Source organism: Levilactobacillus lindianensis, assembly GCF_003946095.1.
Taxonomy (GTDB): domain Bacteria; phylum Bacillota; class Bacilli; order Lactobacillales; family Lactobacillaceae; genus Levilactobacillus; species Levilactobacillus lindianensis.
This window is the reverse complement of record NZ_RHOD01000002.1, coordinates 110,889-132,440: the sequence shown is the minus strand read 5'-3', so window position 1 is coordinate 132,440 and position 21,552 is coordinate 110,889. Positions and strand designations below refer to the sequence as shown.

The 21,552-nt window shown below is 51.0% G+C and carries 24 protein-coding genes and 1 other RNA gene; 21 read left to right on the top strand and 4 right to left on the bottom strand.

Features of this window, described 5'->3' with window-relative positions; genetic code table 11:
• Positions 1 to 23 precede the first annotated feature (23 nt).
• Both nrdE and nrdH read right to left on the bottom strand, forming a co-directional pair.
• Positions 24 to 2,189 carry a class 1b ribonucleoside-diphosphate reductase subunit alpha gene (nrdE, locus tag EKM70_RS01325; protein WP_125544521.1) on the bottom strand — a complete coding sequence of 722 codons (2,166 nt, stop codon included), beginning with the start codon at positions 2,187 to 2,189 and terminating at the stop codon, positions 24 to 26.
• A 109-nt stretch (positions 2,190 to 2,298) separates the two neighbouring features.
• Positions 2,299 to 2,526 carry a glutaredoxin-like protein NrdH gene (gene nrdH / locus EKM70_RS01320; RefSeq protein ID WP_125544519.1) on the bottom strand — a complete coding sequence of 76 codons (228 nt, stop codon included), beginning with the start codon at positions 2,524 to 2,526 and terminating at the stop codon, positions 2,299 to 2,301.
• A 200-nt stretch (positions 2,527 to 2,726) separates the two neighbouring features.
• Between nrdH and EKM70_RS01315 the strand changes: the two genes are divergently transcribed.
• The 17 genes from EKM70_RS01315 (at position 2,727) to EKM70_RS01235 (ending at position 15,137) form a co-directional block, all read left to right on the top strand.
• Positions 2,727 to 3,329 carry a class I SAM-dependent methyltransferase gene (locus EKM70_RS01315; RefSeq protein WP_125544517.1) on the top strand — a complete coding sequence of 201 codons (603 nt, stop codon included), beginning with the start codon at positions 2,727 to 2,729 and terminating at the stop codon, positions 3,327 to 3,329.
• Between the two features lie 27 nt (positions 3,330 to 3,356).
• Entirely contained in the window at positions 3,357 to 3,878 is a 522-nt protein-coding gene (tadA, locus tag EKM70_RS01310) for a tRNA adenosine(34) deaminase TadA (RefSeq protein WP_125544515.1), read from the top strand.
• A gap of 53 nt (positions 3,879 to 3,931) precedes the next feature.
• Positions 3,932 to 4,018, top strand: an RNA gene (ffs, locus tag EKM70_RS01305) — signal recognition particle sRNA small type.
• 235 nt (positions 4,019 to 4,253) lie between these two features.
• A complete protein-coding gene (dnaX, locus tag EKM70_RS01300; protein WP_125544513.1) occupies positions 4,254 to 5,999 on the top strand; it encodes a DNA polymerase III subunit gamma/tau in 1,746 nt (581 codons plus the stop codon).
• Positions 6,000 to 6,019: 20 nt separating this feature from the next.
• Complete coding sequence (locus EKM70_RS01295) at positions 6,020 to 6,337, top strand: YbaB/EbfC family nucleoid-associated protein (protein ID WP_125544542.1); 318 nt, start codon at positions 6,020 to 6,022, stop codon at positions 6,335 to 6,337.
• A 21-nt stretch (positions 6,338 to 6,358) separates the two neighbouring features.
• A complete protein-coding gene (gene recR, locus EKM70_RS01290; protein WP_057877830.1) occupies positions 6,359 to 6,958 on the top strand; it encodes a recombination mediator RecR in 600 nt (199 codons plus the stop codon).
• Positions 6,959 to 6,969: 11 nt separating this feature from the next.
• Positions 6,970 to 7,221, top strand: coding sequence for a YaaL family protein (locus EKM70_RS01285; RefSeq protein WP_057877829.1), 252 nt, complete (start codon positions 6,970 to 6,972; stop codon positions 7,219 to 7,221).
• Positions 7,222 to 7,393: 172 nt separating this feature from the next.
• A complete protein-coding gene (tmk, locus tag EKM70_RS01280) occupies positions 7,394 to 8,038 on the top strand; it encodes a dTMP kinase (protein ID WP_164506289.1) in 645 nt (214 codons plus the stop codon).
• A gap of 26 nt (positions 8,039 to 8,064) precedes the next feature.
• Complete coding sequence (locus EKM70_RS01275; protein ID WP_125544509.1) at positions 8,065 to 8,394, top strand: cyclic-di-AMP receptor; 330 nt, start codon at positions 8,065 to 8,067, stop codon at positions 8,392 to 8,394.
• Between the two features lie 9 nt (positions 8,395 to 8,403).
• Positions 8,404 to 9,420: a DNA polymerase III subunit delta' gene (gene holB, locus EKM70_RS01270; RefSeq protein WP_125544507.1), complete on the top strand. Its 1,017-nt coding sequence runs from the start codon at positions 8,404 to 8,406 to the stop codon at positions 9,418 to 9,420.
• Positions 9,421 to 9,447: 27 nt separating this feature from the next.
• Entirely contained in the window at positions 9,448 to 9,786 is a 339-nt protein-coding gene (locus EKM70_RS01265) for a DNA replication initiation control protein YabA (RefSeq protein WP_057877825.1), read from the top strand.
• A 14-nt stretch (positions 9,787 to 9,800) separates the two neighbouring features.
• Positions 9,801 to 10,682: a 16S rRNA (cytidine(1402)-2'-O)-methyltransferase gene (gene rsmI, locus EKM70_RS01260; RefSeq protein WP_125544505.1), complete on the top strand. Its 882-nt coding sequence runs from the start codon at positions 9,801 to 9,803 to the stop codon at positions 10,680 to 10,682.
• A 5-nt stretch (positions 10,683 to 10,687) separates the two neighbouring features.
• The gene (locus tag EKM70_RS01255; RefSeq protein ID WP_125544503.1) at positions 10,688 to 11,428 is read left to right on the top strand and encodes an acyl-[acyl-carrier-protein] thioesterase; all 741 of its coding nucleotides are present in this window, start codon (positions 10,688 to 10,690) and stop codon (positions 11,426 to 11,428) included.
• Positions 11,429 to 11,630: 202 nt separating this feature from the next.
• Positions 11,631 to 12,353: a tRNA (adenosine(37)-N6)-threonylcarbamoyltransferase complex dimerization subunit type 1 TsaB gene (tsaB, locus tag EKM70_RS01250; RefSeq protein WP_125544501.1), complete on the top strand. Its 723-nt coding sequence runs from the start codon at positions 11,631 to 11,633 to the stop codon at positions 12,351 to 12,353.
• Positions 12,337 to 12,930, top strand: a complete 594-nt coding sequence (gene rimI, locus EKM70_RS01245; protein WP_125544499.1) for a ribosomal protein S18-alanine N-acetyltransferase — start codon at positions 12,337 to 12,339, stop codon at positions 12,928 to 12,930. Before tsaB ends, rimI begins: the two co-directional genes overlap by 17 nt.
• Before the next feature lie 51 nt (positions 12,931 to 12,981).
• Positions 12,982 to 14,025, top strand: coding sequence for a tRNA (adenosine(37)-N6)-threonylcarbamoyltransferase complex transferase subunit TsaD (gene tsaD, locus EKM70_RS01240; protein ID WP_125544497.1), 1,044 nt, complete (start codon positions 12,982 to 12,984; stop codon positions 14,023 to 14,025).
• A 26-nt stretch (positions 14,026 to 14,051) separates the two neighbouring features.
• On the top strand, positions 14,052 to 15,137 hold the full coding sequence (locus EKM70_RS01235; protein ID WP_125544495.1) for a DNA glycosylase AlkZ-like family protein: 1,086 nt from the start codon (positions 14,052 to 14,054) through the stop codon (positions 15,135 to 15,137).
• Between the two features lie 66 nt (positions 15,138 to 15,203).
• On the opposite strand, the gene EKM70_RS01230 is transcribed toward EKM70_RS01235, so the two are convergent.
• Positions 15,204 to 17,156, bottom strand: a complete 1,953-nt coding sequence (locus EKM70_RS01230) for an ABC-F family ATP-binding cassette domain-containing protein (protein WP_125544493.1) — start codon at positions 17,154 to 17,156, stop codon at positions 15,204 to 15,206.
• Between the two features lie 234 nt (positions 17,157 to 17,390).
• On the opposite strand from EKM70_RS01230, the gene EKM70_RS01225 reads away from it, so the two are divergent.
• The 3 genes from EKM70_RS01225 to groL all read left to right on the top strand — a co-directional run bounded on the left by EKM70_RS01225 (position 17,391) and on the right by groL (position 20,232).
• Entirely contained in the window at positions 17,391 to 18,029 is a 639-nt protein-coding gene (locus EKM70_RS01225) for a redox-sensing transcriptional repressor Rex (RefSeq protein WP_057878743.1), read from the top strand.
• A gap of 233 nt (positions 18,030 to 18,262) precedes the next feature.
• On the top strand, positions 18,263 to 18,547 hold the full coding sequence (groES, locus tag EKM70_RS01220) for a co-chaperone GroES (protein WP_057878742.1): 285 nt from the start codon (positions 18,263 to 18,265) through the stop codon (positions 18,545 to 18,547).
• Between the two features lie 59 nt (positions 18,548 to 18,606).
• Positions 18,607 to 20,232: a chaperonin GroEL gene (groL, locus tag EKM70_RS01215; protein ID WP_125544491.1), complete on the top strand. Its 1,626-nt coding sequence runs from the start codon at positions 18,607 to 18,609 to the stop codon at positions 20,230 to 20,232.
• Positions 20,233 to 20,304: 72 nt separating this feature from the next.
• Here groL and EKM70_RS11610 read toward each other — a convergent pair whose 3' ends face one another.
• Complete coding sequence (locus EKM70_RS11610; RefSeq protein ID WP_318531960.1) at positions 20,305 to 21,147, bottom strand: CatB-related O-acetyltransferase; 843 nt, start codon at positions 21,145 to 21,147, stop codon at positions 20,305 to 20,307.
• 124 nt (positions 21,148 to 21,271) lie between these two features.
• Here EKM70_RS11610 and EKM70_RS11565 point away from each other — a divergent pair, with 124 nt between their 5' ends.
• Entirely contained in the window at positions 21,272 to 21,394 is a 123-nt protein-coding gene (locus EKM70_RS11565; RefSeq protein ID WP_263853578.1) for a hypothetical protein, read from the top strand.
• Positions 21,395 to 21,552: the final 158 nt, after the last annotated feature.

Genomic DNA, 21,552 nt, shown 5'->3' with positions numbered 1-21,552 from the left:
TTTAGAGGACTTTAAGTTTAAAACTAGATAACACAGCTTTCACATTGGTTAGCGCCGACTTCACCATTGTCGTCAGTGAAGGTCCGCACGTAATAGATCGACTTGATCCCCTTGCGATGTGCGTAGTTCCGCAGAATACTCAGGTCCCGCGTGGTCATCTTGTCTGTCCGGCCGTTCTTCCATTCGTAGAGGCCTTCTGGCAAGGTGGAACGCATGAAGAGCGTCAGGCTCATTCCTTGATCCACGTGTTTTTGAGCGGCAGCGTAGACATCGATCACCCGCCGCATGTCGGTATCGTAGGCCGACTTGTAGTAAGGCATGGTGTCGTTGCTGAGGTATGGCGCTGGGTAGTAAATCTTTCCAATCTTCTTTTCTTGACGTTCTTCAATCCGATTGATGATGGGGTGAAGGCTGGCCGTGGTGTCGTTAATGTAAGAGATGGACCCGTTTGGTGCAACTGCCATCCGGTTTTGGTGGTAGAGACCATCTTGCATGACGGCCGTCTTGAGTTCCGCCCAGTCCTCAGGTGAAGGGAGCCAGACATTAGCAAAGAGGTCTTGAACCTTGGCCGACGTTGGCCGCCAGTCCTTTTCGGTGTAGCGGTCGAAGTAAGTGCCGTTAGCGTAAGTACTCTTGTCGAAGTTGTGGAACGTTTCGTGACGTTCCTTAGCGATTTCGTTTGAAGCCTTCAACGTCCAGTAGTTTAGCAGCATGAAGTACACGCTAGTAAAGGCAATACTGTCCTTGGATCCGTACATCATTTGGTTTTTGGCAAAGTAACTGTGCAGACCCATGGCCCCCAGACCAATGGTATGACCGAGGCGGTTTCCCTTTTGAATAGAAGGAACAACGTCGATGTCGGAGTGATCCGTCACGAAGGTGAGGGCCCGAACCATGGTTTCGACGGAGTGGCCGAAGTCGGGTGAGGTCATCAGATTGACGATGTTGGTGGAACCAAGGTTACATGAAATATCGGTGCCCAATACGTCGTAGTCTTGCTTGTTGTTGACGCGAGAAGGCGTTTGAACCTGCATGATTTCGGAACAGAGGTTACTCATGACGATGCGGCCGTCGATCGGACTTTCCCGGTTAGCCGTGTCAATGTTAACGATGTAAGGGTAGCCAGATTCCTGTTGGAGCTTGCCGATTTCGGTTTCCAGTTCACGCGCCTTCAGTTTCTTCTTGCGAATATCGGGATTGGCGACCATGTTGTCGTATTCGGTGGTGATGTCGACGTAGGAAAATGGTTTGCCATAGATGCGTTCGACGTCGTAAGGACTGAAGAGGTACATATCGGCATCCTGTTCGCAGAGTTCATAGAACTTGTCGGGAACGGTGACGCCAAGTGAGAGGGTCTTCAAGCGAATCTTTTCGTCGGCGTTTTCCTTTTTAGCACTCAGAAAGGCCACGATGTCGGGATGGAAAACGCTCAGGTAGACCACACCGGCTCCCTGTCGTTGACCCAGTTGGTTAGAATAAGAGAAGCTGTCTTCGAGTAGCTTCATGACGGGAACGACCCCGGAAGCCGCGCCGTCGATGTGCTTGATGGGATCGCCCGCACCCCGGAGATTGGACAGGCTGATCCCGACCCCACCACCGATACGTGAGAGTTGCAGAGCGGAGTTAATCGTCCGGCCGATGGTGTTCATATCATCGGTGGATTGGATTAAGAAGCAAGAGACCAGTTCTCCCCGACGAGCGCGGCCGGCACTGAGAAAGCTAGGCGTGGCGGGTTGGTAACGTTGGTGGATGATTTCATCGGCTAAGTCGTGGGCCAGTTGTTGGTCGCCCTCGGCGAAGTCCAGTGCGTTCATTGCAACCCGATCAATGAAGTTTTCCAAGTAATAGTCATTGTCGTCGGTCTTCAAGGCGTACTGCGCATAGAACTTGTAGGCCGCCATGAAGGACTTGAAGTGGAAGTCTTGATCCTTAAGATAGGCGTAGAGGTCCTCGACGAACGCGAAGGGGTACTGGTTAATGACCTTCGCCTCGATGTAGTTGTTGTTGATTAAGAAGTCGAAGCGGTCACGCAGAGAAGCGAAGCGCTTGGTATTGGGGTCGACGTTTTCCTTGAGGAAGGCGTGGAGAGCTTCCTGATCCTTGTTAAGCGGGATCTGTCCGTCGACGGGGATGTTAATTTCATTGTTTAAATCATAGTAAGTCACATTACCTAAGTCTTTTAAGCTCATCCTAATCATCTCTTCCTTCATTAAAAATGGATCATCTAAAGCCAAATAAAAAATGGCGCCACCGTGAACAAACACGACGTCGCCGAGACGGGTTTGTGTCTAACTTTAATTAGCCCGCAATTTTCGTCAATTGGTCTGGCCGGAAGCCGTAAAAGGCTGGTACGCCAGGTGCTTCCACAACTGGAACCGCTTGGAAACCGTGGTCCTTTAAGTAGGAAACGTATTCTGGGTTTTGCGTGATGTTGTGTTCCTCAAATTCCACGTTGTGTTCGCTGAGGAAACGCTTCGTCATCTTGCATTGCATGCAGTTGTTCTTGGAGTAAACTGTTACTTTCATTGTTGCCACATCCCTTAAATTTAAATATCAATGAGTTAAGTGTACACCAGATATTGAAAAATTCAATCAAAAAAAGCACCACATTTAGTAGTTGGATCATACAATAACCACTAAATATGGTGCTCCTGGACTTATTTTTTATTTTTCTTGGTTTCCACCAAACATGTAAGGTAAAATAGGCACTGAAGGTGGTGGAAAGTTTGACTAATCATTATTATACACAAAATCCAGACGTTTTACACGAAGAACATCACTGGCCCTACACGTTGCTAGGCAACGAATTGTTGTTTACCACCGACAACGGTGTCTTTTCAAAGAACCGGGTGGACTACGGTTCACGTGTGCTTCTCGAGGCATTTAATGCCGAGAAGACACCGGCTGGTGCGTGGTTGGACTTGGGAACGGGCTACGGTCCGATCGGCTTGGCCTTGGCTAAGAAGTGGCCAGATCGTGAAATTACGATGGTCGACGTTAATGAGTTGGCCTTACAATTAGCCCGGCAAAATGCCACGGCCAATCAAATTGAGAACGTGACGATTAAGACCTCTGATATCTATAGTGACGTTACGGAACAGTACGCGGCGATCGTGACAAATCCACCGGTACGTGCCGGTAAGGACGTCGTGACGGCGATGCTCACTCAGGCGAAGGATCATCTTCTGCCAGGTGGTACGTTGACCGTCGTCTTACAAAAGAAGCAGGGGGCCCCGTCCGCTGAGAAAAATATGGCGGCAACGTTTGGTAACTGCGAAATCATTAAAAAAGACAAAGGGTACTATATTCTAGAAAGTACGTTGCGCTAATCGATTGCTGTCGAAAGGAGGGATTGGATGCGCGAAACGTCCTATTCACCTCATCAGCGTTTATATATGGAAGAAGCCTTGTTTGAAGCGGACCAGGCGGCCTTGATTGGTGAGGTGCCGATTGGCGCCGTGATCGTCCATGATGGCCAGATTGTCGGTCGGGGACACAACCTACGCGAACACGGGAATGATGCCACACTGCATGCCGAGGTTCGTGCCATTGAGGAAGCCTGTGCGACGCTTAAGAGTTGGCGGCTCAACGATTGCCAACTCTACGTCACGATTGAACCCTGTCTGATGTGCAGTGGGGCAATCGTCAACGCTCGGATTCCTGAGGTTTTTTATGGGGCTCGTGATCCCAAGGCCGGTGCCGTCGACAGTCTCTACCAGACGCTCACGGATGACCGGCTAAATCACGTGGTCACGGTTCATGAGGGGCTGCTGGCCAAGGCGGCTGGAGAACGAATGGTGACTTTCTTTAAAGCCGCACGTAAGCGTCAGAAGGCGGCTAAGAAAGCCCGCCGTGCCGCTCAGATGCCACAAAATTAACAAGTGGCTAGACAGGTCCAATGGTTCATGATACACTGAGTATTGCCGTAAAGGCCTTGGAGCAAGGGTGACCTTACGAATTGTGTCAGGTCCGGAAGGAAGCAGCACTAAGTTTGCGCCGCTTTGTGCTCCAAGTTTATGAGCTAATTCAAACTCCTAGTCGATGACTGGGAGTTTTTTCATGGATAAAAATATTTGCGGTCAAAACGGCTACAGGAAGTCCCGTTAGTCCGGCCGTTGGCGTTGGAATTGACTGGGATTAGAGATTAATTTACCGTAAATCTGAGCCAACAACCCGTGACAGCAAGCAGGTAAAAAGGCTATAATTATGAACAGCGAATTTAACGGATTTTCCTGAAGAAAGGGACGGATTGCATGGCTTATCAAGCACTTTATCGGGTCTGGCGCCCGCAACGGTTCGACGACATGATTGGGCAAGAGGTCATTACCCGCACGCTTAAGAATGCCATCACAACCAATCAAATCAGCCACGCTTACCTCTTCGCAGGACCACGGGGAACCGGGAAGACTTCGGCAGCTAAGATCTTTGCTAAGGCGATCAACTGTCATCATCAAGTAGATGGCGAGCCCTGCAACGAATGTGAGACCTGCAAGGCCATCACAGACGGTACGCTGAATGACGTGATCGAGATCGATGCGGCCTCTAACAATGGGGTTGAAGAGATTCGAGATATCCGTGACAAGGTGAAGTATGCGCCAACGGTGGCCGACTATAAGGTCTACATCATTGATGAAGTTCACATGCTGTCTACTGGGGCTTTTAATGCCTTGCTGAAAACCTTGGAGGAACCACCGGCTAACGTGATTTTTATTTTGGCGACGACGGAACCTCACAAGATTCCGGCGACGATTATCTCACGGACGCAACGGTTTGATTTCAAACGTATCGCGGCCAACGACAGTTACCAACGAATGATTTATATTTTAAAGCAAAAGAACGTCACCTACGACGACCAGGCCATTAAAGTGATTGCCAAGGCCGCCGAAGGGGGGATGCGAGATGCCCTGAGTATTTTGGATCAGGCGCTATCCTTCGGTGATAATGAGATTACCCTGGACAATGCCCTCCTGGTGACCGGGAGCGTGACACACGAGCTGCTAGCGACCTATGTTCAGCAGGTCATTGCTGGTGACACTAAAGCGGGCTTAGCGAGCTTACAGTCGGTCCTAGAGGCCGGGAAAGATGCCGAGCGGTTTACCGAAGATATCATTGGGTACACCCGGGACCTCCTGTTGTATCAACAGGCGCCTAAGATGGTCGAGGAGGCCGAAATGGGGAGCGTCAGTGAGGCCTTTCAACAGTTGGCCGCGGCTACGTCGGCGCAGACCATGTACGCCATGATTAATGAATTAAATTCAATTCAACAGCAGATGCGTTTCACGACGCATCCAGACGTTTACCTTGAAATTCTCACGATTAAACTAGCTGAGATTGGTCATCAGAAGGGGCAAGCACCCGTGGCGACCACGTCAGCTGCACAGCCGGCCGCTACGACACCAGCGAGTGCTGATCAGCCGGGGATGGCCGACCTACAACGTGAGATTCAGCAGTTACGTTCGGCGGTTAAACAACTGGAACAAGCCCCCGCAGGACAACCTGCCAAGGCCGCAACCAGCACACCGCGAGTTAAGCCATCGGTCAAGCAGGAAGTTAATCTGGCCAAGATTAATCCTGTGTTGGGAACCGCCACGCGGGAGAAACTCAACCAACTACAAGAGGTTTGGCCCGACATTCTGAACAGCTTAAATGTTGCGCAGCGTGCGGTTATGAAGGCTTCCCAACCGGTTGCGGCGGCTGATTCGGGGGTTATCGTGGCCTTCGACTTCTCCTTTTTCTTCCAGCGAGCAACCCTGGATCGGGAACTCACGGATGCCTTGGAGAACGGACTGGACCGGATGATTGGGACGGCGTTACCCGTCGTCTTCGTACCCAAGGACCAGTGGCCGCGGATTCGTAAGAGCTACTTAGCCGCCCACAAGGCACAGCTCCAGGCGAATTCACCCGAAGACCAGCAGCCGGAAAAGCCCGCCGAAAACCCGGTGGTGACCAAGGCTGAAGAACTCTTCGGTAAATCAATTGTCGATATCAAGCAAGATTAAATCTCGAAAGGATGATTAAGATGCGGAACATGGGTAATATGGGGAACATGATGAAACAGATGCGACAAATGCAAAAGAAAATGGCGGAGGACCAAGCGAATTTGAATGCCCAATCCTTCACTGGCACGTCACCAGACGACCTGGTTCAGGCAACCTTTACGGGTGACCGGAAAATGACGGATCTGAAGATCAAGCCAGAAGCCATCGACCCCGATGACCCCGATATGTTAGCTGACCTGGTCTTGGCTGCCGTTAACGAAGCCATCGCCAAGGTTGATGAAAGTACCCAACAGACAATGGGTAAATACACCCAAGGGTTAAATATCCCTGGGATGTAACCAAGAAAGGACGTTGTGACTATGCAGTACCCAGAACCTATTGCTCAGTTGATCGACAGTTACATGAAGCTTCCCGGAATTGGCCAGAAGTCGGCGACCCGGTTAGCTTTCTTCACGATTGATATGGCAGAGGATGACGTCACGGCGTTTTCAAAGGCGCTGGTCGCGGCTAAACGTGACCTGCACTTTTGCTCGATCTGTGGCAATATCACCGAGAGTGATCCCTGTGTCATCTGTACGGACAAGACGCGTGACCAGAGCCACGTCTTGGTGGTCGAACAGGCCAAGGACATCATGGTGATGGAAAAAATGAAGGAATATCACGGCTTATATCACGTCTTACAAGGGGTCATGTCACCCATCGAGGGCAAGGGCCCGGAAGATCTGAACATTGCCAGTCTGATCAACCGTTTACAGAAGAATCCTTCTATTAAAGAAGTTATTATTGCCACTAATGCCACGCCCGAAGGGGAAGCCACGGCGATGTACCTGTCCCGGTTGATCAAACCAGCCGGGATCAAGGTGACGCGTCTAGCCCACGGTCTATCAGTGGGGAGTGACATCGAATATGCTGACGAAATGACCCTGTTTAAGGCCGTTGAAGGCCGAACAGAGATGTAGGAGGCCCACAGATGTTTGGAAGAAAGAAACGCCAATTACCCCGGTTAAAAGCTGCGTATGATGATCAGCTCCTAGTGACCATCGATGACGCTAAGGATCGGTGGGATCACGCGAAACAGACGGAAGAGGCCATTGCCGATGCCGATAACGAGATGACGGCCAATACCGCTCTCGCTCGGCAAACCTATCTGTTCTTGTACCGCGAAGCCCGTCGGCGTCAGGTTAAAGGTAAACAAATTTCCGCCGCAGTCTTTCGGGACTAGTGGCAGTAGAAGGGACGGGCAGGCGGCTGGTTGCAGCATAATGGCCCGTTTTTTTGTGGCTTAGTTGACCAGCGTGTGATTTGATCGGTCACCCCGAGAAGGACCCGTTGCAAATAGACATCAATTCTGAATTCAAGTACAATGTAACTATCAATAAAAAATGGGGTCGAGTATCTTGTCAGGAACTTTTATCAGCTTTGAAGGCCCGGATGGTGCTGGGAAAACCAGTGCTCTGCGTGCTATTACCGCCCGGATTATGGACGGATTGGGTGACCAATTGGTGATCACCAGAGAACCAGGTGGCAATCCAATCTCCGAAAGTATTCGATCCATCATTTTAGACCGAGCGAATACTGCCATGGATTATCGCACCGAGGCCTTGCTGTATGCGGCAGCACGGCGTCAACACTTAGCTCAGACAATTTTACCGGCGTTAGCGGCCGACCAATTGGTCCTCTGTGACCGTTACGTGGATAGCTCTATTGCGTATCAGGGAGCGGGCCGCCAGATCGGTGAGAATGCCGTGGCGGAGATGAATCACTTTGCCACGGATGGCCTGTTGCCTGACCTGACGATCTACTTTGACGTACCAGCCGAGGTGGGTCTGCGACGGATTCAAGCCCACCGGCAAGCCGATCAGGTTGACCGCCTCGATGTCGAGAAGACGGCCTTCCACGATCGCGTGCGTGCCGCCTATCTGCGACTACAAGCGGCCGACCCAGATCGGATTAAACTTATCGACGCCACTCAGGCACCCGCTAAGGTGGTTGACCAGGCGTTGACCTTGATTAAGCAAACTGCACCGCGCTACTTTTAACCGGTGGTTAAGGGAGGACTCTCACTATGAAATTACTGATTGCCATCGTCCAAGATAAGGACGCGAACCGTTTAAGCAATGAATTTATCGACCACGATATCCGGGCTACCCGACTCTCCACCACCGGTGGCTTTCTGAAGTCTGGTAATACCACTTTTATGATTGGGGTGGCAGACGACCGGGTTGACGAGGTTCTAGCGATGATCAAAACTGCTAGTCATACGCGTCAGCAGTTCATGACACCACCGGTTAACCTCGATGCCCAGTTAGACAGCACGTCATCCTATCCAGTTGAGGTGCAGGTCGGCGGCGCCACGGTCTTCGTGATGCCGGTTGATCAGTTCCATCAATTTTAGGAGGCCCGCATGACTGAAGATAGTCTCGTGGCCCAAGTCCAACGCTTGCAACCACAACTTTTAACGCATTTTATGACCCTGATTCAGGAGAAGCGGCTTGCGCACGCCTACCTGTTTAACGGCGCCGATGGGACCGGGCGTCAGGCCTTAGCCCGCCTGATCGCCATGCGCCTCTTCTGTCAGAACGTGACGCCAGCAGGGTTACCTTGTGAGACCTGTTCCGAGTGCCGCCGAATCATGGCAGGGGACCATCCCGACGTGGTCACGGTGGTCCCTGATGGCCAGCGGATCAAGGTGGACCAGGTCCGTTATCTCAAGTCCGAATTCAGTAAGAGTGCGGTTGAGGGCAACCAGAAGATCTTCATCGTCGATCAGGTCGATCGGATGACGACTGGGGCTGCCAACAGCCTCTTGAAATTCATTGAGGAACCCGTGGGTAATACGGTAGCACTACTCCTGACGGCCAATAAAAATCTGATCCTGCCGACAATTCTATCGCGGACCCAGATTGTGGATTTACTACGGGTCGCGCCAGCCGCATTGACCGATGAACTAGGTAAAGCGGGGGTTGTTCCCAGTCAACGTTATCTTTTGTCCACGTTGACTGAGAGCGTCGCCACCGCCCAGAAGCTGATCGAAAATGATTGGCTCAAGACGGCTCAACAGAGTGTCGGACATTGGCTCGAAGCCTGTGCTGCCGGGGATGAACGCGCCTTTGTTCGGGTTCAGACTGAACTAGTACCTCTGGCCAATAATCGCGATCAGCAAGGGCTCGTGCTCGATATGGCGGTCCAAGCCTGGCATGACGTGTTGCGGCAACAGACACAGGCCGTGACCGATGATCACCTAGCTTTTCCACAGGTCGCCAAGGTGAGTCAGCAACTCGCACAACGTTTGTCGGTGGACCAACTGGTGACCATTCTCACCTTGACGTTAGCAACGCGGGGTCAGTTGGCCGGTAACCTGAACTTTCAAGGAATCCTTGAGGCATTAACCTTAAAAATATTGGGGCAAATTCCCCGATAAATTTGTCAGAATTGGAGGGGTCGCAACTTGGAAAAACAAGAAATTTACGATCAGTTTAAGAGCTTAGAAGATCAGTTGCAGGAGATGCTCGTCCAATTCACCGACCTGCAAACGGAGATGACAAAGGTCTTCGAACAGAACGCGGAATTAGGGATTGAAAATCAGCATCTCCGTGACCTGGTTCGTGAATTGCAGCGGACGTTACCACAGGATCCCGAAACCCAACAAGGACTGTCGAAATCGCGTCAGATTCTTGAAAAGTTGTATGAGGAAGGCTTCCACGTCTGCCGGGAGTTCTATGGAACTCGTCGGAAACAGGATGAGGAATGTGCTTTTTGTCTAGAAGTTATCTATCGTGACCAGTAGGAGGTTCGCACCACATGGAACGTCAACGAAGTTTTAAGACCGCACCCAGCGGCCGTTTGTACCTGGTGCCAACACCAATTGGAAATCTGGACGACATGACCTTTCGCGCCGTTAAAACGTTACAAGACGTCGATCTCATTGCCGCCGAGGATACGCGTAACACCCAGAAACTCTTAAATCATTTTGAAATTACTACGAAGCAGATCAGTTTCCATGAGCACAACACCCAGGAGCGGATTCCGCAACTGATTGCGAAACTCCAAGCGGGAATGCAGATTGCTCAGGTGAGTGACGCGGGGATGCCTTCAATTTCGGACCCCGGGCACGAACTGGTCAATGCCTGTATTGACGCGCACATTCCAGTCGCGCCACTTCCCGGGGCTAATGCCGGTTTAACGGCCTTGATTGCCTCGGGATTAGCCCCGCAACCTTTCTACTTTTATGGGTTTCTGGATCGGAAACCCAAGGATCAACGCGCCGAAATTGAGGGATTATCCCAACGTGAGGAAACGCTGATCTTTTACGAAGCGCCACATCGTCTGAAGAAGACCTTACAGAATCTGGCCGATGGGATGGGGGCCGACAGACCGGCCGTGCTGTGCCGGGAGCTGACGAAGCGGTATGAAGAATTTCTACGGGGTAGTCTGCAGGAATTAGCCGATTGGGCCGCCACGGATACCGTCCGGGGAGAATTTGTCGTTCTCGTCGGGGGTAATCCCGCCCCCACGATGGCTGCCACGGAAGCTGTCGACTTGAGTGAACCCGTCGAGGTACAAGTCGACCGGTTAATTGCCGCCGGTGACAAGCCAAATGCTGCCATCAAGGAAGTTGCCAACCTACGTGGGTTGAAGAAGCAAGAGGTCTACCGGACCTATCATCATCTAGATAAGGAGTGACCCGCGTGGCCGCACAACAATTTAGCGAAGAACACCGTGTCGTCTACTATGAAGGCGATGACACTAGTCATCTGACCGTTGCCATGTTAATTAACCTTTTTGTTCTGGTGTCTGAGGATCAGAGTGACGCCTTGGGCTGGACCACCGAACGGGTTCATGAGCTGGGCGTCGGCTGGGTCGTCACGCAGTACCATATTCAAATCGATCGACTCCCAGAGGTCAATGAGACCGTGACAGTGAAGACGCGGGCGACCGCTTACAATCGTTACTTCGCCTATCGTGAATACTGGTTGGTTGATCAGACTGGCAAACAGCTTGCCTATGGCGAGGGTATTTGGGTGACGATGAGTTACGCCACACGAAAGATCGCGACTATTCCTACGGCGTTAATGGCGCCTTACGATAGTGAACTGGTTAGCCGGATTCCGCGTTTGCCGCGGCCTGGTCGTTTGGACCACAGCCTGTCGGCTCAATTGAAGCCTTACACGGTCCGTTACTTTGACATCGATGGCAATGGGCACGTCAATAACGCCCACTACTTCGATTGGATGTTAGACACCTTACCTGCGGATTGGTTGCGCCAACACCAGGCAACTGATATTCGCATTCGTTTTGAAAATGAAGTTCAGTATGGCCATCAAGTCCTGAGCACTGCCGTGGCTCCTAGTGATCACACGACAACCCATGAGGTGAAGGTCGGAGAGACGGTGGCCGTACAGGCGGCCATTGACTGGCAAGATCGATAAAATTCTAACGATCAAGCGGAGAAGGTGCCCTCAGCGGATCTTTGTGGTAGTATAGTTAACTGATATGAACAGTCATTTAGAAACCGTAACTGGGTAGCCAAGATGAAGCGGTGGCCGTTAACCAGCCGCCGCTTTTGCCGTCTCATTCCATGAGTGCGGGTACCGGTATAACCAAACACATCAAAGGGGACCCTAAATAAACATGAAGATTTTAGCAATTGATACGTCTAACCGACCGCTGAGTGTGGCCGTGCTGGATGACGCGAACGTGCTGGCCGCCATCACGGTGACCGTTCACCAGAAGCACGCCGAGTACTTATTACCAGAAATTGAACGACTCCTCGCCATGGCGGAACTCAAACCAACCGATCTTGACCGAGTGGTTGTAGCCGCAGGACCGGGTTCCTATACGGGAATTCGAATTGCCGTGACGACCGCTAAGACGTTGGCCGCTACGCTCGATATCGAGTTGGTGGCGGTCTCCAGTCTGGCAACCTTGGCCGCTAACGTCCCAGTCGAAGGGGCCCTAGTAGCGCCTTTGTTCGACGCGCGTAACCAAAACGTTTTTGCCGGTCTGTATCGCATCAAGGGCGGCGTCCCCGTTCCCGTGATTGCGGATGCCCACACGAATGTGACGGCGTATTTAGAAGCCATTAACGAATACGGTGAACCCGTTTGGTTCTTAGGCGATGCCAGTCACTTCACCGAGCTGATTGACACCACGATCTCGGCCGCAACGCCGACCGTGTCTACCTGGATGAACTTACCCCAGGCCGCAACGATTGGGCTGTTGGGTCGTCACGAGACGCCCGTCAAAGACGTTGATCAATTTGTGCCGAACTATCTACGACTGACGCAGGCTGAAGCCGAATGGCGTGCCAAGAACCCAGAAGAGGATACCGGATCATATGTTGAAAAAATTTAAGAGTTGGTATAAAAATATATTTGGAAGTCGGCGAGAACTCGTGCGCGAGGAAGCCATGGACGTGAAGAATCACCGCGTGGAAATTCGCGATGAAACGTACTTTGTGGCCAAGGCACTGTTCACCGATATCCCCGAAATGATTGAAATCGAACGCGCCGTGTACGCTGGTCAAGCACCATGGGATTCAACGGCCTTTGCCAATGAGTTGCGTCGCGAGAAGGATCGTCTCTACCTGGTTATTCGAAAGAACGATCGGTTACTGGCCTTTATCGGGAGTACCTTCGATGAACACGAACGGGATGCCCATATTACCAATATCGCGGTATTGCCTGAATTTCAGGCTCACGGTTTGGGACGGTTTCTCCTGAGCATCATGATTAAAAAGGCTAAGAAGCTGAACTATCAGACAGTGAGCCTGGAAGTTCGGGTATCGAATAAGAGTGCGCAACGTCTGTACCGGGATCTGAACTTTGAACAGACCGGGGTCAAGCGGGGCTATTACTTTGGCGATCACGAAGATGCTGCGGATATGGTGTTATACCTACCGACAGCTGAAGAGGAGTCGCGTGAGGCGTAACGGGATGGCGCACAGCCACCCGTTTTTTATGGTTTCAGGCATGAAGAGGGAGTGAGTCCAACGGAAAAGCGAACTTTAATTTTAGCGTTTGAATCGAGTTGTGACGAGACGAGTGTGGCAGTCATCGAGGATGGCCACAAGATTCTGTCAAATGTCGTGGCAACTCAAATTAAGAGTCACCAACGATTTGGTGGCGTGGTTCCCGAAGTTGCTAGTCGGCACCACATCGAAGAAATTACGATCTGCATCAAGGATGCCTTGCAAGAGGCACAGGTTGGGTATGATGACCTGGATGCCGTGGCCGTTACTTACGGTCCAGGGTTAGTGGGGGCGTTATTGATTGGCGTCACAGCGGCCAAGACGGTGGCTTTTGCCCACAGCCTGCCATTGATTCCCATTAATCACATGGCGGGGCATATCTATGCTGCACGCTACGTGGAACCCATTGAATTTCCGGCCATGGCTTTGCTGGTCTCCGGTGGCCATACCGAATTGGTTTACATGCCCGCCGAAAATCAGTTTGAGATTATTGGTGAAACGCGAGACGACGCTGCCGGTGAGGCCTACGATAAGGTTGGCCGCGTGATGGGAGTCAACTACCCAGCCGGTAAGACTGTCGATCAATGGGCCCATGAGGGGCATGACACGTTCAAGTTTCCCCGGGCCATGGAGAAGGATGACAACCTCGACTTTAGTTTCAGTGGATTGAAGAGTGCCTTCATCAATACGACTCACCACGCCGATCAGATTGGCGAGACGCTGAGTAAGCAAGATCTCTCTGCCAGCTTCCAGCAGGCGGTCGTGGATGTGTTGGCTGAAAAGACGCAACATGCCTTGGCTGACTACCCCGTTAAACAACTGATCTTAGCCGGGGGTGTCGCTGCCAACCAAGGCCTACGTGAACGGTTGGAACGAGACTTGGCTCATAACCCGGTTACCCATCTGGTTAAGGCTCCCCTGAAGTTATGTGGGGACAACGCTGCCATGATCGGGGCCTTTGCTTACGTGGCCTACCAGCACGGTGTTTTTGCTGATGCCACATTGAACGCCGATCCTAGCCTTGAATTCGACTGGGCGGCAGATTCTGCTAAATAAATAACTTTAATCGAGGAGGACGTCTCATGAATCGAGCCGAATTGTTTACCTACCGTCTGTTCCGACAGGGGGTGTTTACAGCGCAAGCCGATCTGGAGACGGCCTTTTTGCGTCATGTGGGTTTTCAGGCACAAAATCAACGAGCCGCGGCACTTAATGTTGCCTTACAAACGGGCGTTACTCGTTCGGAATTGTTGGCCTTTTATCGAGAAAAGGGAATCGTACGTTCCTGGGCGCAACGCTGGACCATTCATCTACTGACGCCAGCTGATCTACAGTTGGTCGTTTCGGCTCGGCAACATGAGCGCTTACCCAAAGCCTATTTCTTAGGAGCCGAGGATCACGTCAGAGTAGCGGCCCACGAGATTGATCAGTTATTACGGACCGCGGAGCCACTGAATCGAGCGGCGTATACCGATCACTTGTCAGCAAAATTTTCCTGGTATGCTGCGCGGCCACAGAACTTTGATTATGCCGTGTTACAGGTTTTGACGGCGCAGGGACGGCTGCAGATGCTGCCGGCAGCAACCCATCAGGATTGGCAACTTGTCGCGCCTCAAACAACGGAACTTTTGGATCAGTCGAGGGCCACGGCCGACTTAATTCGACGTTACCTCCGGGGCTTCGGTCCAGCCACCTTGGCTGATTTTATCAAATGGTCGGGGATCAAGATTAGTCAGGTTCGGCCGGCTTGGCAACGGGTCATCCCGGAACTCACACCCGTTCAGGTGGGAGAAGAGCAGTTATGGACGCTTGATCCAATCGCACCGGCTACCCTCCAGAAGTTGAACGATTGCTACGCCCAGACGACCGTGATTGCTGCTAGCTTCAGTGCCGCCATGACCGGTTATCGGGAGAAGACGTGGTTCGCTACCCCAGCTGTTCAGCACCAGTTGTGGTCGAAGAACGGCATTCTCCGGGCGCCAATCATGGCTAACGGGGCGGTTGTGGGTAAATGGACTTATCACCTGAGTAAGGGACAGATTCATTTCAACGTGGACAGTTGGGGGCCGTTTGACCACGACCAATTAACCACGCAGTTCATGCGGCTAGCCCAGTTCTTAGAAGCGGACTATACGGGATTTACCGTCACGACATTAAAATTAGACTAATTGAAAAAGGGCGGCGTATCAACTTCACTAATGTGAGGTTGGTACGCCGCCCTTGCTATTTCAGCATTAATCAGCAAATTCTTCCAATTCCAGACTCTTTTCGGTCCAGGAATCTTCGGTCTCGCTGAGTTGCGCGGTAATGGTTGTGAGTTGGGCTTGAAGCTCGCCCAGCTTACCAGCATCGTTAAAGTTTTCTTCTTGGCTCATTTCGGTTTCGATAGCCGTCTTCTGTTGCTCGAGGTCGGCCATTTGGTCTTCCAGAGCCGTGACCTGGCGGCTTAACTTACGTTTGGCCTTGGCTTGGTCCTTCTGGGCCTGATAGTCCACTTGGGTTTGTTTGGGGCTAGTCACCGTTGGATGAGCGGCTTCAGCCTCTTCGGCCTCCTTAGCCGCATAGGCGTCCTGCTCAGCCTTCTTAGAGACGTAGTAGTCATAGTTCCCCAGGTAACGCGTGGTGCCCTCAGGACTCAGTTCCACGACTTGGGTGGCCACCTGGTTAATAAAGTAACGGTCATGAGAAACAAATAGGATGGTTCCGTCAAACTCATTTAACGCGGTTTCTAAGACTTCTCGGCTGTCGATGTCCAAGTGGTTGGTGGGTTCGTCTAGCATGAGAAAGTTGTCATGCTGCAGGGCCAGTTTGGTTAACAGCAGGCGAGCCCGTTCGCCACCACTCAGGCTGTGGACACTCTTGTCGACGTCGGATCCGGTAAAGAGAAAACTACCCAGGATCGACCGAATATCGCCCTCAGGGGTGGTCGGATGGTCATCCCACAACTCGTGAAGAACCGATTTCTTATCGTGTAGCGTGGCTTGGTCTTGGTCGTAGTACCCCGTATCCACCCCGGTACCAAAGATAATCTGACCTTGAATGGCGGGGATACGGCCCAGAATTGTTTTGAGTAGGGTCGACTTCCCAATGCCATTGGGACCGACGATGGCCACCGACTGATGTTTCTTGATATCGAGGGTGACGGGAGCGGCTAGGACTTGATCGTCATAGCCAACGGCGCCATTCACAACGTCGAGGACTACGTTGCCACTCTGACGACGAGGGGTGAAACTGAAGCGTGCGGCCTTGTCATCCCCCTCCGGCCGATCAAGTTTGTCCATCTTTTCCAATTGTTTCCGACGAGCTTGAGCCCGTTTGGTAGTCGAAGCCCGGACAATGTTTTTGTTCACAAAGTCTTCAAGCTTACTGATCTCGGCCTGTTGCTTGTCATATTCCTTCCAGGATAGCCGCAAGCGCTCGGCCTTAGCGGCGATGTAGTGGGAATAGTTCCCAGGATAGTGATCCAGTCCACCGTGGGCCATATCGTAGACGTCATTGACCACATGATCGAGGAAGTACCGGTCATGGGAAACGACGAGAATAGCGCCCGGGTAACCCTGCAGGTAACCTTCCAACCAGGTTAAGGTCTCGACGTCCAAATGATTGGTGGGTTCGTCTAAGATGAGGAGATCAGGTCGTTCCAGCAACAGTTTAGCCAGTGCCAACTGAGTTCGTTGGCCACCGGAAAGTTCATTGATTGGTTTATCATAGTAGTCTTCATCGAATTCAAATCCGTGAAGCACGCCGCGAATCTCGGCCTGATAACCGTAACCGTTCTGATCGCTGAAGTCTTGTTGGAGTTGATCGTAGCTACTGGAGACCTGGGCAAATTGTTCTTGGTCAGCGGTAACGTTGGGATCACTCATCTGAGCTTCCAGTTCATGCATGCGTTTTTCCATGGCAATTAGCTTGGCAAAGACGCTGAGCATTTCATTCCAGACAGTTTTAGTGGATGCAAGTCCGGCATTTTGAGCTTGATAGCCCAGCGTCAGTCCCCGTTTCGTGGTGATTTGACCCACGTCCGGTGTCGTTTCGCCGGCGATCATTTTTAATAGGGTGGATTTCCCCGCACCATTACGGCCAACTAGGGCCACGCGACCGTGTTCGGGAACGTCCATGCTCACGTTTTCAAAGAGCACACTGGCTCCGAAGCGCCGGGTGACTTGTTGAACTTGTAAAAGTATCACGGTGAACCAACCTCCTTTTCGTTTCACTGAGTTAATACTCACTATTTTAGCATATTCTGGGGTCAGACCGAAATCCAACCTAACTTGTGAAAACTTTTTGCAAATTCTTTCACAAGAAGAGGGGGTATGCTATAATTTGTAAGAAAGTTAGTTTCACAATCCAGACAAATAGGCCGCAAAAAGCCGGTGCTTGTGAACACCGGTAAGAGATTTTTGATTAGGAGGTTTCAAGCTTTGACTGAACATAAGATTCCCCGGGCGACAGCGAAACGACTGCCCATTTACTACCGTTATCTCAACATCCTACTGGATGCAGATAAGACTCGGGTCTCGTCGACTGAATTATCAGATGCCGTTAAGGTAGATTCAGCCACTATTCGCCGGGACTTTTCGTATTTTGGTGCGCTGGGTAAGCGAGGCTACGGATACGACGTAGAAAGTTTAATTAAATTCTTTAAGAAGATTCTGAATCAGGATCGACTGACGAGTGTGGCATTGATCGGGGTAGGTAACCTGGGTCATGCGTTACTGAACTTCAACTTCCATCAGGATGGCAATGTGCGAATCAGTGCTGCCTTTGATGTGAAGGACTCGATGGCCAACACCGTGCAGAGTGGGGTGCCGATCTATCCCATGACCGATCTGCGGAAGCAATTGGAAGAACAGCAGATTGAAGTGGCGATCTTAACGGTCCCCGCCGACGTTGCGCAGCAAGTCACGGACGAAACGGTTGCCGGCGGTGTGAAGGGGATCTTGAACTTCACGCCACTGCGAATCACGGTTCCTAAGGGTGTCCGGGTTCAAAATGTTGATTTGACCAATGAATTACAGACGTTGATCTACTTCTTGGAACACTACAACAACTTAGGTTAGCCGACGGAAGAGTCTGGGAGAAATCTCAGGCTCCTTTTTTGTTTGTGTTGTGAGTTAATCGAATTGAAAGCCAGAAGACAAGTGCCCGTAAGCCCCGGGCGTGTCCTCGAAAAATTCGTCTACCAAATTCCTTGATTTTTAAAACGAAAAACCATATATTAGATATTGTGATTAGCACTTATGTTAGTCAAGTGCTAACAGTGCTAAAAAGTAAGTTCATTGGAGGGATTTAAGTGTTAAAACCATTAGGAGACCGTGTCATTTTAGATCAACCAGAAGAAGAAGAAACGACGGTTGGCGGCATCGTGCTCGCAAGTAACGCCCAAGAAAAGCCCCAAACGGCGAACGTTGTTGCTGTTAGCGATGGCCGGGTATTAGACAATGGCGATAAGGTGGCCCCAACTGTGAAGGTTGGCGACCGAGTATTGTTTGATAAGTACGCTGGTACGGAAGTTAAGTACCAAGGCAACACTTACCTTGTTTTACACGAAAAGGACTTAGTCGCAGTTATTGACTAGGACTTTCCCACTGATACCAAAGCGACAATAAAAAAACTAATATGAGGTGAATTGGAATAATGGCTAAAGAATTGAAATTTTCTGAAGATGCACGTAGCAAGATGCTTGCTGGTGTAGATAAGTTAGCTGATACTGTTAAGACCACCTTGGGACCTAAGGGACGTAACGTTGTTTTGGAACAAAGTTACGGCAACCCAACCATCACCAATGATGGGGTTACCATTGCTAAGGCAATCGAACTCGAAGATCACTTTGAAAACATGGGTGCTAAGTTAGTTTCCGAAGTTGCTTCCAAGACCAACGATATCGCTGGTGATGGGACGACGACCGCCACGGTTCTGACGCAAGCCATCGTTAACGAAGGGATGAAGAACGTCACTGCCGGTGCTAACCCTGTTGGCATTCGTCGCGGGATTGAAAAGGCCACGAGTTCAGCTGTAGCAGCCTTACACAAGATGTCCATTGACGTTAAGACTAAGGAAGATATTGCGCAAATCGCGTCAATTTCATCAGCTAGCCAAGAAACGGGTAAGTTGATTGCCGACGCCATGGAAAAGGTTGGTAACGACGGGGTCATCACCATTGAAGAATCCCGTGGGGTTGATACCAGCTTGGACGTTGTCGAAGGGATGCAATTTGACCGTGGCTACATGTCACAATACATGGTTACCGACAACGACAAGATGGAAGCCAACTTGGACAATCCTTACATCCTGATTACGGATAAGAAGATTGCCAACATCCAAGATATCTTACCATTATTGCAATCCGTCGTTGAACAAAGCCGTTCACTCTTGATCATTGCCGATGACATTACTGGTGAAGCTTTGCCAACGTTGGTTCTGAACAAGATGCGTGGGACCTTTAACGTCGTTGCTGTCAAGGCTCCTGGCTTTGGTGACCGTCGTAAGGCCCAATTACAAGACTTAGCTATCCTCACTGGTGGGACGGTCATCACTGATGATCTCGGTCTCAACTTGAAGGACACTACGATTGACCAATTAGGTCAAGCTCAAAAGGTTAACGTCACTAAGGACAACACGACTGTTGTCGAAGGTGCCGGTGCTAAGGACCAAATCGCTGAACGAGTTGCTGAAATCAAGGGTCAAATCGATGACACGACCTCTGACTTCGACCGCGACAAGTTGAAGGAACGTCTGGCTAAGTTAGCCGGTGGTGTTGCTGTGGTTCGGGTCGGTGCTGCTACCGAAACCGAATTGAAGGAACGTAAGTACCGGATCGAAGATGCCTTGAACGCAACGCGTGCCGCTGTTGAAGAAGGCTTCGTTGCTGGTGGTGGGACTGCCTTAATCAACGTCATTGGTGACGTGGCTAAGGTTGAAGCCGAAGGCGACGAATTGACCGGGGTTAACATTGTCCTCCGTGCCTTGGAAGAACCCGTTCGTCAAATCGCTGAAAATGCCGGTGTTGAAGGTTCAGTTGTCGTTGAACACCTGAAGGGTGAAAAGCCTGGGATTGGTTACAACGCTGCTGACAACAAGTATGAAGACATGGTTAAGGCCGGAATCACCGACCCAACCAAGGTTACCCGTTCTGCTTTACAGAATGCGGCTTCCGTTTCTGCCTTGTTGCTGACGACTGAAGCTGTCGTGGCTGAAAAGCCTAGCGACAACCCAGCCCCAGCCGCACCAGCTGCCGGTCCTGGAATGGGCGGCATGATGTAAAAATTAACGCGCTAGTTCGCTAGTGCTGAATCTAAAGAAGCCAACCGATTCATTCGGTTGGCTTCTTTTTTATCATTCAGTTTGTTGAGTGGCCGCGATTAGGTCGTCGAAACTGGTGCTAGTCGGTGTAAATGGCTGGATGGCGTCAGTGGCGACCAGGTTACCAACCTTGTCGATGAAGCTTTCAATCGGTTCGTCGGGAGTCACCCCGTGGAAGTCACCGAAGCCATATTGCCACCATTTCAGCGCGATGAGTTGGTCGATGACCGCCTGTGGGAAACGGTACTTGAGTACGCGTGCCGGGATACCACCGACCACGGCATAGGCTGGCACATCCTTAGTGACCAGAGCACCACCGGCAATGACAGCGCCATCCCCAACCGTAGCACCGGCCGGGGTGAAGCGGACATCCTGGCCAATCCAGACGTCGTTGCCGATCACAATCGGTCCTCCGTTGCGAACCGGACTGGGTTTGCGTTCAAAGGTGTTTTCGGTGGTATTTAGGTAGTCGTTGAAGGCCGTGACCCGGTCATCGTAAGTGAGCATGGATGTTGTGAAACGGGTTGTCGGGTGACTGCCCTGCATGCGAGTGACGTTGGTGGCAATGGATGAGTAGCGACCGATTATCGTGTTGACTGGAAGATTACTATTGGTGGAGCTAAAGGCCCCCATACTAAAGAAATGGCGGCCAAATAGGAACTGGCTGTAAGGCTCGATCTGGAGGTTAACGGGGAGCCGAACGGGCCGCAGAGAGTGAATGCGGTGGCTTCCAGGATGTCGCGAACGAGTATAGATGTGTCGGGCCGTTAGAAAATCGGCAAGTTCCGGCGTAAACGGCACAGTTTGGCTACGATGTGAGTGGGTCGCCACTAGATTATTTTGAAAAAAGGTGACCCCATTGATTAGAGTTGACATCTCAAAACACTTCTTTCTTTGGTCCTAGCATACTATAAAACGATAATAAGTTGATAAATAATCAACCAGTTTTGTAAGCGGTTTAACAATGATTAGCCACAACTATTGACGGGAAACGGGGTGTATGATTCAACCACGACTTGCCAGATACCACGGCAATGAAACCGATACCAGAAAAGTTCCCGAAGACCAGCAACAGAATTTGGATAAAATCAAGGCTTTATTTCCAGCAAAGGTTGCCGGATAATGGGGAAGTTCGTCTGCCACGATTTGCGGTTGCTAACTGCGGTAATTGTGGTAATGTTTAGACAGTTGTAGTAGAATTACGTCTGCACTTGAACTTCAATAAATCAAGCAACGTTGAGCGGGTCTTGACCCGTTTTCATTATTTATGGAGATAAGGAG